Here is a 15,026-nt window from a genome sequence, read left to right on the forward strand (position 1 = left end):
AGAAGGGGGATCTTCATGAGCACTGAGTTATTAGATGCTTTGCTCGTATTAGAATCTGAAAAAGGCATTAGCAAAGACATTATTATTGATGCGATTGAAGCAGCTTTAATCTCTGCTTATAAGCGCAATTTTAATCAAGCACAAAACGTTCGTGTGAGCTTTAACCCAGAAGTGGGAACAATTCAAGTTTTAGCACGTAAAGACGTAGTAGACAATGTGTTTGATCCACGTCTTGAAATTTCTGTAGAGGAAGCAAGACAAATTAATCCAAACTACCAAGATGGTGACGTACTAGAAATTGAAGTAACACCAAAAGACTTTGGACGTATTGCAGCACAAACTGCAAAACAAGTTGTAACACAACGAGTGCGTGAAGCAGAGCGCGGTGTTATTTACTCTGAGTTTAGTGATCGTGAAGAAGATATTATGGTAGGTATTGTACAACGTCAAGATGCTCGTTTTATCTATGTAAGCTTAGGAAAAGTAGAAGCTTTATTACCTGTAAGTGAGCAAATGCCTAATGAGCAATACAAACCACATGATCGTATTCGCGTATTCATTACGAAAGTAGAAAAAACGACAAAAGGACCACAAATTTACGTATCACGTACACATCCTGGTCTTTTAAAACGTTTATTCGAAATGGAAGTTCCTGAAATCTATGATGGAACTGTAGAAATTCGTTCTGTAGCACGTGAAGCTGGCGATCGCTCTAAAATCTCTGTATATGCAGAGAACACTGATGTTGATCCAGTTGGTTCTTGTGTAGGACCAAAAGGGCAACGTGTACAACGCATTGTAGACGAATTAAAAGGTGAAAAAATTGACATCGTTCGCTGGTCAAATGATCCAGTTGAATATGTTGCAAATGCATTAAGCCCATCACAAGTTGTTAAAGTACTTGTAGATGAAGAAGAAAAAGCGACAACAGTAGTTGTTCCAGACCACCAGCTATCATTAGCTATCGGTAAGCGTGGACAAAATGCACGTCTTGCAGCTAAATTAACAGGCTGGAAAATTGACATTAAGAGTGAGTCTGATGCGAAACAACTTGGTATTGTAACAGAAGAAGATAGCGTAATCGCATTTGGATTCGATTCAGTGGAAGACGAAATCGAATAGAGGTGATGAGTATGAGCAATCGAAAAGTTCCGTTACGAAAATGTGTTGCAACGCAAGAAATGAAATCAAAACGAGAGCTCGTTCGCATTGTTCGTTCCAAAGAGGGAGAAGTGTCCATTGATTTAACTGGGAAAAAATCAGGACGAGGTGCTTACTTGTCGAAGGACAAGGAGAGCATTCTTCAAGCTCAAAAGAAAAATGTTTTGGAACATCATCTAAAAGCGAAAATCGACGGTTCTTTATATGAAGAGCTTCTTGAGCTTGTTGAGAAGGAGTCGAAATAAGTGTCCGATTGGAAATCGTTTTTAGGACTAGCAAACCGGGCTCGGAAAATTATTTCGGGTGAAGAACTCGTTTTAAAAGAAGTACGAAGTGGCAAAGCAAAACTTGTATTGCTATCTGAAGATGCGTCAGTAAATACTACAAAACGCATCACAGATAAAACTACGTACTACAACGTACCAATGAGAAAGGTCGAAAATCGACAACAATTAGGGCATGCGATTGGGAGAGATGAGCGAGTCGTTGTAGCTGTGTTAGATGAAGGCTTTGCGAAAAAGCTGCGTAGCATGCTCGATACAAATTACCGGGGGTGAAGGTATGAGTAAAATTCGAGTGCATGAATATGCAAAAAAACATAATATCTCAAGTAAAGATCTTATGACAAAACTAAAAGAAATGAATATCGAGGTTTCGAATCATATGACAATGTTAGACGATGAAGTAGTAAATAAATTAGATAATGAATATCAAACTGAAAAACCTTCTGTTGCAGATGAGTTTGAAGTAGAAGAAAAAGTTGTTCGCAGTAAAAAGAACAGCAATAAGAAAAAGAAAAAAGGCAAAGGAAACGAAGACAAACGTCAAGAAAACTTTGCTGGTAGACAACAAACTCAAATTGTAGAAACACCAGATAAAATTACTTTCTCTGGAAGCCTTACAGTAGGAGATCTTGCTAAAAAATTAAGCAAAGAGCCATCTGAAATTATTAAGAAGCTCTTCATGCTTGGAATTATGGCAACAATTAACCAAGACTTGGATAAAGATACAATTGAGTTAATTGCTAACGACTACGGTATTGAAGTAGAAGAAGAAGTAATTGTGAGCGAGACTGAGTTTGAAACATTCATTGATGAGCAAGATGATGAAGAGAACTTAAAAGAACGTCCAGCTGTAGTTACAATCATGGGACACGTTGACCACGGTAAAACAACATTACTGGATTCTATTCGTAACTCAAAAGTAACTGCAGGCGAAGCGGGTGGAATTACTCAGCATATCGGTGCATATCAAGTTGAAGTAAACGATAAGAAGATCACATTCTTAGATACACCTGGTCACGCAGCATTTACAACGATGCGTGCTCGTGGTGCACAAGTAACGGATATTACAATCCTTGTTGTTGCAGCGGATGACGGTGTTATGCCACAAACGGTTGAAGCAATTAACCATGCGAAGGCAGCAGGAGTACCAATTATTGTTGCTGTGAATAAAATGGATAAACCAGCTGCAAACCCTGATCGCGTAATGCAAGAACTAACTGAATATGAATTAGTTCCAGAAGCTTGGGGCGGAGATACTATTTTCGTACCAATTTCTGCAATTCAAGGCGAAGGCATTGACAACTTACTAGAAATGATCCTTCTTGTAAGTGAAGTAGAAGAATATAAAGCAAATCCAAACCGCTATGCAACTGGTACAGTAATCGAAGCACAGCTTGATAAAGGTAAAGGAACTATCGCGACATTACTTGTTCAAAACGGTACGCTTCGAGTTGGAGATCCAATCGTTGTTGGAACTTCATTCGGACGTGTTCGTGCAATGGTAAGTGATATTGGTCGTCGTGTAAAAGTTGCTGGTCCATCAACTCCTGTTGAAATTACTGGTTTAAACGAAGTACCACAAGCTGGAGATCGTTTCATGGCATTCGCTGATGAGAAGAAAGCTCGTCAAATTGGTGAATCACGTGCACAAGAAGCGTTAGTTGCACAACGTGGTGAGAAATCTAAATTAAGCCTTGAAGATTTATTCCAACAAATCCAAGAGGGCGATGTAAAAGAAATTAACTTAATCGTAAAAGCAGACGTACAAGGTTCTGTTGAAGCGATGGCAGCATCACTTCGTAAAATTGATGTTGAAGGCGTAAAAGTTAAAATCATTCACACTGGTGTAGGTGCGATTACAGAATCTGATATCATTTTAGCTTCTGCATCTAATGCAATTGTAATTGGATTTAACGTACGTCCAGATGTGAACGCGAAGCGTACAGCTGAATTAGAGAACGTTGATATTCGTTTACACCGTATTATTTATAAAGTAATCGAAGAGATTGAAGCAGCTATGCAAGGTATGCTTGATCCAGAATTCGAAGAAAAAGTAATCGGTCAAGCAGAAGTTCGTCAAACGTTTAAAGTAACAAAAGTTGGAACAATCGCAGGTTGTTACGTAACAGACGGTAAAATTACGCGTGATAGTGGCGTACGTATTATCCGTGACGGCGTAGTAATTTTCGAAGGACAACTTGATACGTTAAAACGTTTCAAAGACGACGTAAAAGAAGTTGCACAAAACTATGAGTGTGGTATTACAATTGAGAGATATAATGATCTTAAAGAAGGGGACATCATTGAAGCGTACATTATGGAAGAAGTGAAGCGATGATTATCGCTTCACTCTCATTCGAGTGTATGATTTACGATGTGCATTCTTTAAAAGAGAAACGTGCAATTTTACAACGTGTGTTAACTCGTGTGAAACAGCGCTATAATGTAGCTGTTTCTGAAGTTGGGCACCAAGATGTATGGCAACGTACAGAAATTGCAATTGTTTCCGTATCCTCAAATCGTGTTATCTGTGAAAAAGAAATGAATCGTGTACTTGAGTACATCGATTCATTTCCTGAAATTGAACGTACAATAACACATTTGGAATGGTATTGAATGAGGTGAAGAGTTATGAAATTACGTGCGAACCGTGTGGGCGAGCAAATGAAAAAAGAATTAGGCGACATTATCAGTCGTAAAATTAAAGACCCACGTATTGGATTTGTTACAGTAACAGATGTACAAGTGAGTGGTGATTTACAAATTGCTAAAGTATATATTTCTGTTTTAGGTGACGAAGAACAGAAAGAAAATACTTTAAAAGGTTTAGCGAAGGCAAAAGGCTTTATTCGTTCAGAGATTGGCCAACGTATTCGTCTTCGTAAAACACCGGAAATTACCTTTGAGTTTGATGAGTCTATCGGATATGGTCATCGAATTGATACACTTTTACATGAAATTAATAAAGACGGTAAACGTGAAGAATAATGGATAGACATTTGTCTATCCATTTTTTCAATGCAAAATAAGTTTTGGATATTTAATACGAAAGAATTATGATGAGGTGAACATATATGGAAGGTGTAGTATTATTACATAAGCCAAAAGGCATGACATCACATGATTGTGTATTTAAATTAAGAAAGATATTGCGAGAAAAGAGAATTGGTCATACGGGAACATTAGACCCAGATGTAACAGGAGTATTACCAATTTGCGTTGGAAGAGCAACGAAAATTGCACAATTTTTAACAAGTGAAACGAAAACATATGAAGGTGAAGTAACATTAGGGTTTTCAACGACAACTGAAGATGCTTCTGGTGAGGTTGTTGAAACGAAAAATGTAAATCGTACTATTACTCGTAAGGAAGTAGAGAAAGTCCTTGCGGAATTAACAGGCACGATTGAACAAATGCCACCAATGTTCTCGGCTGTAAAAGTAAACGGGAAAAAATTATACGAATATGCAAGAGCAGGACAAGAGGTGGAACGTCCAGTTCGTACAATTACAATTCATGAATTCGTATTACTTGATGATCGTGAAGTTTTTGAAGGAGAAAATATTTCATTCCGTTTCCGTGTAACGTGTAGTAAAGGAACATATGTAAGAACGTTAGCTGTAATGATCGGGGAGAAACTTGGTTTCCCATCACATATGTCTCATCTTGTAAGAACGGCATCTGGTGAATTTTTATTAGAAGATTGCATATCATTTGAAGAAATTGAAGAAAACGTGCAAAATGGAACAGTAGAGTCTATCTTCATTTCAATTGATCAAGCATTAAGCAAGTTTCCAAAAATGGTTGTAGATGAAAAGCAAGCAGAGAAAATAAAGAATGGTATGTTCTTAAAGAATGAATTAGAAATAACAGCACCATTTATTACAGTGTTTGATAAAAATGATCGTTGCTTAGCAATTTATGAACATCATCCGAAACATCCTGGGATGTTAAAGCCGATGAAAGTACTTGTGAATAATCAAGAACTAAAGCTATAATGAATTATTGGAAGGATTATTACAGAAAAAGGTGAATTCAAGCGTGAAACTTATTCATTTAACTCATCCACATGAACAAAATAAATTAGAATTACCACCTACTGTAATGGCATTAGGATTTTTTGATGGCATTCATTTAGGACATCAATGTGTAATTCGAACTGCGAAAAAAATAGCGGACGAACGAGGATATAAAAGTGCAGTTATGACATTTCATCCTCATCCATCTGTTGTTTTAGGGAAAAAGGATGCGCATGTGGAGTATATTACACCAATGCGCGATAAAGAAAAAATAGTCGAAAGCTTAGGAATCGATATATTATATGTGATTAAATTTGATGAATCATTTGCAGGGTTATTACCGCAACAATTTGTAGATGATTATATTATTGGTTTAAATGTAAAGCATGTAGTAGCAGGGTTTGATTATTCATATGGACGTTTAGGAAAGGGAAAGATGGAGACTTTACCATTTCATGCAAGAGGGGAGTTTACACAGACTGTGATTGAAAAAGTTGAATTTCAAGAAGAGAAAGTAAGTTCTACAGCATTACGAAAGTTAATTCGAAATGGCGAAATGGAGCAAATTCCATCTATTTTAGGTAGAGCCTATACTGTAGCGGGAACAGTTATACACGGCGACAAACGTGGGCGTCAAATTGGTTTCCCAACAGCTAATGTAGGTTTAAGTGATGAGTATTTATTGCCACCTGTAGGTGTTTATGCAGTGAGATTAAAAGTTCACGATGAATGGTACGATGGTGTATGTAATATTGGATATAAACCGACTTTTAAAGAAGATGAGCGTCAATTATCAATTGAAGTGCACTTATTTGAATTTAACAAAGATATATACGATCAAAATGTTACAGTAGAGTGGCATATGCGTATAAGATCAGAAAAGAAATTCAACGGTATTGATGAGTTAGTTGAACAAATCGCAAAAGATAAGAAAACAGCACAAGAATATTTTATGAGCGAGAAGAATATACTTGCTTTTTCAAATGAAAAGTAGTATTCTATGTTATGTACTTTATGACAACCATTGCTTGGCATTGCGACTCACCGACGCTTGCTAGGTAATTGGGGGTTTAATTAATAGGAGGTGAAATAGGATGGCTTTAACACAAGAACGTAAAAATGAAATCATTGCACAATTTAGAACTCATGAGACTGATACTGGTTCTCCAGAGGTTCAAATTGCTGTCCTAACGGAGCAAATTAACACTCTAAACGAGCACTTACGTACTCACAAGAAAGATCATCATTCACGTCGTGGTCTATTAAAGATGGTTGGTAAACGTCGTAACTTACTAACTTACCTTCGTAATAGCGATATCACACGTTACCGTGAATTAATCACAAAGCTTGGCTTACGTCGATAGTCAAAGAAGCGGGAATATTCCCGCTTTTTTGTTAGGTAAAAATATATCTTCTACGCTTTATAGCTTACTTAATTTTAGGCAATACTAGAGGTAGAATATTGTGATATACTATCCATTTACATAGAAGAATTGAATACTTTAAATTGAGAGGGGTACTTAAATGAGTCAAGAAAAGCAAGTCTTCTCGATAGATTTAGCTGGTCGCCAGCTAACAGTTGAAACTGGTCAGCTTGCAAAACAAGCGAACGGAGCAGTATTAGTAAGATATGGCGATACAGCGGTTCTATCTACAGCAACTGCATCAAAAGAAGCAAAAAATGTAGATTTCTTCCCACTTACAGTAAACTATGAAGAGCGTTTATATGCAGTCGGAAAAATTCCTGGCGGTTTTATTAAGCGTGAAGGTCGTCCAAGTGAAAAAGCAATTTTGGCAAGTCGTTTAATCGACCGTCCAATTCGTCCGCTATTCGCAGATGGCTTCCGTAATGAAGTACAAGTTGTCAGCATTGTAATGAGTGTTGATCAAGATTGTTCTTCTGAAATGGCAGCTATGCTTGGTTCTTCATTAGCGTTATCGATTTCAGATATTCCATTTGAAGGTCCAATCGCTGGTGCGACAGTTGGCCGTATTAATGGCGAATTCGTTATTAACCCAACAGTAGAACAGCAAGAACAAAGTGATATCCACTTAGTTGTAGCTGGTACGAAAGATGCGATTAACATGGTTGAAGCAGGAGCAGATCAAGTACCTGAAGAAACAATGTTAGAAGCAATTATGTTTGGTCATGACGAAATTAAACGTCTAATTGCATTCCAAGAAGAGATTGTACAAGCTGTAGGTAAAGAGAAATCAGAAGTGAAACTTTATGAAGTTGACGCTGATCTTAACCAAGCTGTACGTGAAATGGCTGAAGAAGATATGCATTCAGCAATTCAAGTACATGAGAAACATGCACGTGAAGATGCAATTAACGAAGTGAAAAAGCGTGTTATTGAGCATTACGAAGCGCAGGAAGCTGACGCTGATACATTAGGACAAGTAAATGAGATTTTATATAAAATTGTAAAAGAAGAAGTACGTCGTCTTATTACAGTTGAAAAAATCCGTCCAGATGGCCGTAAAGGTGACGAAATCCGCCCATTAGCATCAGAGGTTGGTATTTTATCTCGTACACACGGTTCTGGTTTGTTCACTCGTGGACAAACACAAGCATTAAGTATTTGTACATTAGGTGCATTAGGCGATGTGCAAATTTTAGATGGTCTTGGCGTAGAAGAATCAAAACGCTTTATGCACCATTACAATTTCCCATCATTTAGTGTTGGTGAAACAAGACCAATGCGTGGACCAGGTCGTCGTGAAATCGGTCACGGTGCACTAGGAGAACGCGCACTTGAGCCTGTAATTCCATCTGAAAAAGATTTCCCATACACAGTACGTCTTGTATCTGAAGTTTTAGAATCAAATGGTTCTACTTCACAAGCAAGTATTTGTGGTAGTACTTTAGCAATGATGGATGCTGGTGTTCCACTTAAAGCTCCAGTTGCAGGTATTGCAATGGGTCTAGTTAAAACTGGTGAGCATTACACAATTTTATCTGATATTCAAGGTATGGAAGATCATTTAGGTGATATGGACTTTAAAGTAGCAGGTACAGCACAAGGTGTAACTGCACTACAAATGGACATTAAAATCGATGGTCTATCTCGTGAAATTTTAGAAGAGGCATTACAACAAGCGAAAGTTGGTCGTGTGCACATTCTAAATCATATGTTATCTGTTATTCCAGAGCCACGCACTGAATTATCAGCGTACGCTCCAAAGATTATTACAATGACAATTAATCCAGATAAAATCCGTGACGTTATCGGACCGAGCGGTAAACAAATCAATAAAATTATTGAAGAAACTGGCGTTAAAATTGACATCGAGCAAGATGGCACAGTATTCATTTCTTCAATAAACCAAGAAATGAACGACAAAGCTAAGAAAATTATCGAAGATATCGTTCGCGAAGTACAAGTAGGTGAAATCTACGAAGGAAAAGTGAAACGTGTTGAGAAATTCGGTGCTTTCGTTGAATTATTCAGCGGTAAAGATGGATTAGTTCACATTTCTGAACTTGCACTTGAGCGTGTAGGTAAAGTAGAAGACGTTGTAAAAATCGGTGATGTAATTACGGTTAAAGTTATCGAGATTGACAAGCAAGGTCGCGTAAATCTATCTAGAAAAGTATTGCTAAAAGAAGAGCAAGAAAAAGAAGCTGCTAAAGAAGAAAACAAACAAGAGCAGCAATAAGTAAAAGCCAGTTTAACTGGCTTTTTTGTTATGTAAAAATATGATTTATATATATTTTTATGTCAGCATAGGTATAGTTTTCATTATAACGCTCAAATTAACAAAGATAAGAAGAAAAATGTTTTTTATATAGTTAAATTGGGAGGGTTTATATGAAAGTTCGTATATTGGCATACATATGTATATTTTCTTTATATGTCAGCTTAGGCTCTTATTCTGTTTTTGCACAGGATAACTTATATGAAGAAATTCAAAAGCATGCAAAACAATATGAGATTGCACCTCAAAATGCGATGATTGATAAAATATGGAAAGCAACACCAGGATATAATGGAAGACAAGTTGATATGGAAGCATCCTATAACAATATGAAGAAGCTAAAGGAATTTGATCAAAAACACCTTGAATTCAAGGAAGTATCACCGAGTGTCCATTTAGAAGATTTATCACCCGCTCCAATTTATAGAGGCCATCCGAATAAAAAAATGGTAGGATTAACAATAAATGTGGCATGGGGAAATGAGTATTTGCCTCGTATATTAGAAATATTGAAAAAGCATGATGTGAAGGCGACTTTCTTTTTAGAAGGACGTTGGGTGAAAGAAAATTTACGATTTGCAAAAATGATTGTCGATGCAAATCAAGAAGTCGGAAATCATTCTTATACGCACCCTAATATGAAAACGCTATCGTCTGATGAAATACGAGAGCAGTTACAAAAAACAAATCGAATGATAGAAGTAGTAACGAATCAAAAAGTAAGATGGTTTGCCCCGCCGAGTGGAAGTTTTCGGGATGAAGTCGTGAAAATCGCTGATGATTTCCAAATGGGAACGATTATGTGGACTGTCGATACAATCGATTGGAAGCGACCTGAGCCAGATGTACTATTGCAGAGAGTAATGAGAAAAATACACCCAGGTGCTATCGTATTAATGCATCCTACTTCGTCAACGGCAGAAGCATTAGATACAATGATTAAAAAATTGAAGGAACAAGGATATAAAGTGGGGAATATAACAGAATTACTGGATGAAAAACGTGTGGATTAAATACATTTGCATGACATTCATCCTTAAACTTGTTATCATTAAATAATAGCACTTATTTAGAGAAACTGGCAGTAGGAGGAAAGTTTTTGATTAAAAAATATACTTGTAAAAATGGTGTAAGAATAGTTATGGAGAATATACCAACTGTAAGATCGGTTGCGATTGGTATTTGGATCCATGCGGGATCAAGAAATGAAAATGAAAAAAATAACGGGATTTCTCACTTTTTAGAGCATATGTTCTTTAAAGGGACAGAAACACGTAGTGCACGCGAAATTGCAGAATCATTTGATAGCATTGGTGGACAAGTGAATGCTTTTACTTCAAAAGAATACACTTGTTACTATGCAAAAGTACTAGATGAACATGCTAAATATGCTTTAGATGTATTAGCTGACATGTTCTTTAATTCAACATTTGATGAAGAAGAATTGAAAAAAGAGAAGAATGTCGTATGTGAAGAAATTAAAATGTACGAAGATGCTCCAGATGATATTGTGCATGATATGTTAACGAAAGCAACATATGAAACGCATCCACTTGGATATCCTATTTTAGGAACAGAAGAAACGCTTAATACGTTTACAGGTGATACGTTACGTCAATATATAAAAGATCATTACACACCTGAAAATGTAGTTGTATCAATCGCAGGAAATATTGATGAAGCATTTTTACAAACAGTGGAGCAATATTTCGGTAGTTATGAAGGAACAACAAACCGTGAACAAGTACATAGCCCAATTTTCCATTTCAATAAGGTAGCCCGTAAAAAAGAAACGGAACAAGCTCATTTATGTCTAGGATATAAAGGCTTACAAATGGGACACGAAGATATTTATAACTTAATTGTATTAAATAATGTTTTAGGCGGTAGCATGAGTAGCCGTTTATTCCAAGAAGTACGTGAGCAACGTGGATTAGCTTACTCAGTATTTTCTTACCACTCTTCTTATGAAGATACAGGCATGTTAACACTTTACGGTGGAACAGGTAGCCAACAATTAGATACATTGTATGAAACAATGCAAGAAACATTAGAGACATTGAAAAATACAGGTATTACAGAAAAAGAGCTTATGAATAGTAAAGAGCAATTAAAAGGAAACTTAATGTTAAGTTTAGAAAGTACAAATAGCCGTATGAGCCGTAACGGTAAAAATGAATTGCTTCTTCGTAAACATCGTTCACTTGATGAGATTATTGAAAGTGTAAACACTGTAACAAAAGAAAATGTGGACGGATTAATTCGCAATATGTTTACTGACGAGTTCTCTGCGGCACTTATTAGTCCAGACGGAAAACTTCCAAAAGGAATAAAACTATAATCAATTTTTACGATGTAAAAAAAATAACCTTCTCTCTTTTTAAATGAGAGAAGGTTATTTTTTTTATACATATAGAATAGGTACTAATTATAGACAATGCAAATGAAAAATTCATTAGGGGAGTGGAGTGTGTATGCGATTAAGTGAATTAAGTGGTAAAGAGGTTGTAGATATAGAAAAAGCGGAAAAAATGGGAGTCTTAGGTTATATGGATTTAGAGATTAATGAGAAAGACGGGCAAATACAAACACTTATAATACCTGTAGGGAAGTGGGGAGGTTTTAAAAAGGAACCACAAGAAGTAAGGGTGGCATGGAGTCAAATAAAGAAAGTCGGACACGATATGCTTCTTTGTGATAGTATAGATCGTTCAAATTCGGAGTGAAGGATGGCCATTTTGGTCATCTTTTTTTGTATCTACATAGAAACCTGATAAATCATATGTGCATTTGGATTTTCAATCACCATAAACTCGTACATTACATATGATGTGGAGGAAAAAGAAAAAGTAGGCACTTTTCTTATAAATGACAGAAAAAGAAGGTGAATTAGGGAATGTTGACTGAGATGCATATTGCTGTCATAGGAGGAGATGCAAGACAGCTAGAAGTAATTCGTAAGCTAGTTGAATTGGATGCGAAACTTTCTTTGATAGGTTTTGATCAGTTAGATCATGGTTTCACAGGGGCAGCAAAAGAAAGTATACAAAATTTAGATTTCACTTCTGTAGACGCAATTATTTTGCCGGTTGCCGGTACAAATGCCAAAGGAGAAGTAGATACTATTTTTTCAAATGAAAAAGTTTCAATAACGAAAGAACAAATTGAAAATACACCAGAACACTTTACTATATATTCAGGTATTGGTACACCTTACTTGGAAAATCTCGTATCTACTACGAACCGAAAACTTGTTAAATTATTTGATCGTGATGATGTAGCAATATACAATTCTATTCCAACGGTAGAAGGTACATTAATGATGGTAATTCAACATACCGACTATACAATTCATGGGTCCAATGTAATGGTTCTAGGATTTGGTAGAACAGGAATGAGTGTTGCGAGAGCATTTCAATCATTAGGAGCCCATGTCAAAGTTGGAGCAAGACGATCTGAACATATTGCACGTATTACAGAAATGATGTTTTCTCCTTTTCATATGCAAGACATAGAGAAAGAAGTAGGAAATATCGATATTGTAATTAATACGATTCCGCACCTCGTTGTAACAGCGAATGTTATTGCAAAAATGCCAGCTCATACGTTAGTGATTGATTTAGCTTCTAAACCAGGCGGTACCGACTTTAGATATGCGGAAAAAAGAGGAGTCAAAGCATTGCTAGCACCTGGATTACCAGGTATTGTTGCCCCAAAAACGGCTGGGCAAATCTTAGCAAATGTTCTTTCTCAGTTATTAGCAGCAGATGCAATCGCAAAGGAGGAGGAAAAGAAATGAGTTTGAAGGGGAAACGAATTGGTTTCGGATTTACAGGTTCACATTGTACGTATGAGGAAGTTATGCCGCACTTAGAAAAATTAATTGCTGAAGGAGCAGAAGTACGTCCTGTTGTTTCATACACTGTTCAATCAACAAATACTAGATTTGGAGAAGGAGCAGAGTGGATTAAGAAGATTGAAGAAATAACAGGTTTTAAAGCAATTAATTCAATTGTTGGAGCAGAGCCACTTGGACCTAAAATTCCATTAGACTGCATGGTAATCGCTCCTTTAACAGGAAATTCTATGAGTAAATTTGCAAATGCAATGACAGATTCTCCAGTACTAATGGCAGCAAAAGCGACGCTAAGAAATGGCAAGCCTGTCGTATTGGCGGTTTCGACGAATGATGCTTTAGGATTAAATGGGGTAAATCTAATTACACCAACAAGGTGACGACAAAGCATAAACGCTTATATGTCGCCATCTTGAGGGAGCTTAGGGTAAAGCACAAGTTCGAAATCATCGAGCCTCTGCCACTTTTCCTTTTTATAAACAGCCTTTTCTAAAACCGATTTTAGGAGGCTATTTTTCTTTTTGGGATCATCTGTCTTAAAGTATAGATCAAGAACATGCTCCACTTGAGGTATTGTATCTTTCTTGACTTTTTCCTTCTTAATTTCGGTTTTAATTTCTTTCTTTAAGTTTTCCATCGTGGAAGTAATTTCAGTAATGCGATTAGAAATTACATTCGAACGTTCTAAAAACATATCGACTGTGTAAACACCACGCTCCAATAAATCATGTAAATTATTTTTTTGTTTTTGGACATCTACTAATTCTTTATCAAGCTTGCGTAATGCAGCTTCATTCATTTGAATAACTTGTGTTTCTTTTAATTTGTTATCTTGCTTATGTTTTTCAAAATTAGCTTTATAATTGATGTACCATTCTTTTAATGCCTCGAGTAAACGCTTCTCAATTAATTCAGTATAACTTGATTTGTTTTCACAGCCACGGTGTTTACAATCCATCGTTTCTTTTCGATTCTTTGGATAACGTTGGACCATGCTATAACCACATTTACTACATTTAATAATGCCAGCTAGAGGATTTTTAATTCCGTTCGTATTGTAAGGAACGTGATATCTTGAGTTTAATTTTTCTTGTACTTGTTCAAATAAACTTTCAGGTATGATTGGCTCATGTTTGCCATCTGCAATAATCCAATCCGATTTATCTTGTCGTGCACAACTTCTTTTTACAGCGTCAGGACGTTTTACTTCTTTTCGCTTTTGCCATGTTACTTTTCCGATGTACACATTGTTTTTTAATATATCTAAGATGCTGTAGGGGTTCCATTCATTCCCTAACTTACTTTTGTAACCAAGATCATTTAACTTGCTTCGGATTGCGTTAGCGCCCATATCCTCATTTGCATACCAATCAAATATCATCCTTACAACAGAAGCTTCTTCTGAATTAATCGTTAAAGTACGCTCTCGCTTATTTAAACGATGTATATCATATCCGAATGGTGCATGTGTACCAAGGTAATTCCCAGCCTCTACACTAGCGACACGACCTCGTTGCATACGTCGTGTAATAATCTTTAACTCCTTACGAGCCATAAACGCTTCAAATTCGCTATATTCTTCATCCCACTCATCATTAAGGTCATAAGTCTTCCTAGGTGTCATAATCTTCGTATTCGAGCGTTTAAACGTCTCTAAAATGATTCCTTGCTCTTTCATACCACCACGACCTAAACGGTCCATATCCATACAAAGAACAACATCATATTTATTATCTTCAATCTCTTCAAGTAGCGCTAACATCTCAGGGCGTTTCACTAAGCTCTCACCAGAAACGATTTCCTCACGAACAGATAAAACATTTAGGTTCATTTCCTTGGCAATTTTCAGTAGGGTAGACCGGTGCTTTGCTAAAGTTTCGCCTTCGCCACGTGCTTCGGCTTCTAAATCGGCACGGGATTTTCTTAGGTAGAGTGCGGTTTTCATTGTGGAAACCTCCTTGTTATGGTTTATTATACGATAGGTATATAGGCATAAGAAGTAAA

15 protein-coding genes and 1 pseudogene are annotated in these 15,026 nt (G+C 36.6%); 15 read left to right on the plus strand and 1 reads right to left on the minus strand.

All coding sequences use genetic code 11. From position 1 onward, the window contains the following. Positions 1-15 precede the first annotated feature (15 nt). The 15 genes and pseudogenes from nusA to dpaB form a co-directional block, all read left to right on the plus strand. Positions 16-1,122, plus strand: a complete 1,107-nt coding sequence (gene nusA / locus ACTFO4_RS05360) for a transcription termination factor NusA (protein ID WP_000102604.1) — start codon at positions 16-18, stop codon at positions 1,120-1,122. 11 nt (positions 1,123-1,133) lie between these two features. Then, positions 1,134-1,406: an RNase P modulator RnpM gene (gene rnpM, locus ACTFO4_RS05365; protein WP_000071127.1), complete on the plus strand. Its 273-nt coding sequence runs from the start codon at positions 1,134-1,136 to the stop codon at positions 1,404-1,406. Beyond that, positions 1,407-1,718 carry a YlxQ family RNA-binding protein gene (locus tag ACTFO4_RS05370; RefSeq protein WP_001286523.1) on the plus strand — a complete coding sequence of 104 codons (312 nt, stop codon included), beginning with the start codon at positions 1,407-1,409 and terminating at the stop codon, positions 1,716-1,718. A gap of 4 nt (positions 1,719-1,722) precedes the next feature. After that, positions 1,723-3,783 (plus strand): translation initiation factor IF-2, encoded by a 2,061-nt coding sequence (gene infB / locus ACTFO4_RS05375; RefSeq protein WP_000036343.1) that lies wholly within the window; start codon positions 1,723-1,725, stop codon positions 3,781-3,783. Next, complete coding sequence (locus ACTFO4_RS05380) at positions 3,780-4,061, plus strand: DUF503 domain-containing protein (RefSeq protein WP_000582363.1); 282 nt, start codon at positions 3,780-3,782, stop codon at positions 4,059-4,061. Before infB ends, ACTFO4_RS05380 begins: the two co-directional genes overlap by 4 nt. A gap of 15 nt (positions 4,062-4,076) precedes the next feature. Further along, a complete protein-coding gene (rbfA, locus tag ACTFO4_RS05385; protein WP_000776437.1) occupies positions 4,077-4,433 on the plus strand; it encodes a 30S ribosome-binding factor RbfA in 357 nt (118 codons plus the stop codon). A gap of 86 nt (positions 4,434-4,519) precedes the next feature. Further along, on the plus strand, positions 4,520-5,443 hold the full coding sequence (gene truB / locus ACTFO4_RS05390) for a tRNA pseudouridine(55) synthase TruB (protein WP_000399356.1): 924 nt from the start codon (positions 4,520-4,522) through the stop codon (positions 5,441-5,443). A gap of 43 nt (positions 5,444-5,486) precedes the next feature. Continuing rightward, a complete protein-coding gene (gene ribF, locus ACTFO4_RS05395) occupies positions 5,487-6,458 on the plus strand; it encodes a bifunctional riboflavin kinase/FAD synthetase (protein WP_000766707.1) in 972 nt (323 codons plus the stop codon). 100 nt (positions 6,459-6,558) lie between these two features. Beyond that, a complete protein-coding gene (gene rpsO / locus ACTFO4_RS05400; RefSeq protein WP_001229392.1) occupies positions 6,559-6,828 on the plus strand; it encodes a 30S ribosomal protein S15 in 270 nt (89 codons plus the stop codon). A 160-nt stretch (positions 6,829-6,988) separates the two neighbouring features. Next, entirely contained in the window at positions 6,989-9,127 is a 2,139-nt protein-coding gene (pnp, locus tag ACTFO4_RS05405; protein WP_000076737.1) for a polyribonucleotide nucleotidyltransferase, read from the plus strand. A 152-nt stretch (positions 9,128-9,279) separates the two neighbouring features. Next, on the plus strand, positions 9,280-10,179 hold the full coding sequence (locus tag ACTFO4_RS05410; RefSeq protein ID WP_017672874.1) for a polysaccharide deacetylase family protein: 900 nt from the start codon (positions 9,280-9,282) through the stop codon (positions 10,177-10,179). Between the two features lie 86 nt (positions 10,180-10,265). Beyond that, positions 10,266-11,507 carry a M16 family metallopeptidase gene (locus ACTFO4_RS05415; RefSeq protein ID WP_000592996.1) on the plus strand — a complete coding sequence of 414 codons (1,242 nt, stop codon included), beginning with the start codon at positions 10,266-10,268 and terminating at the stop codon, positions 11,505-11,507. Between the two features lie 133 nt (positions 11,508-11,640). After that, the gene (locus ACTFO4_RS05420) at positions 11,641-11,892 is read left to right on the plus strand and encodes a YlmC/YmxH family sporulation protein (protein WP_001239759.1); all 252 of its coding nucleotides are present in this window, start codon (positions 11,641-11,643) and stop codon (positions 11,890-11,892) included. Positions 11,893-12,062: 170 nt separating this feature from the next. Further along, on the plus strand, positions 12,063-12,965 hold the full coding sequence (gene dpaA, locus ACTFO4_RS05425) for a dipicolinic acid synthetase subunit A (protein WP_000954735.1): 903 nt from the start codon (positions 12,063-12,065) through the stop codon (positions 12,963-12,965). Continuing rightward, a pseudogene (gene dpaB / locus ACTFO4_RS05430) lies at positions 12,962-13,387 on the plus strand (dipicolinate synthase subunit B); the annotation flags it as partial. The gene dpaA and the pseudogene dpaB, both read left to right, overlap by 4 nt. A gap of 32 nt (positions 13,388-13,419) precedes the next feature. Here dpaB and ACTFO4_RS05435 read toward each other — a convergent pair. Further along, the gene (locus ACTFO4_RS05435; protein WP_257115649.1) at positions 13,420-14,967 is read right to left on the minus strand and encodes a recombinase family protein; all 1,548 of its coding nucleotides are present in this window, start codon (positions 14,965-14,967) and stop codon (positions 13,420-13,422) included. Positions 14,968-15,026 lie beyond the last annotated feature (59 nt).

This window comes from Bacillus cereus group sp. MYBKT14-1 (genome assembly GCF_051915185.1).
GTDB lineage: Bacteria > Bacillota > Bacilli > Bacillales > Bacillaceae_G > Bacillus_A > Bacillus_A cereus.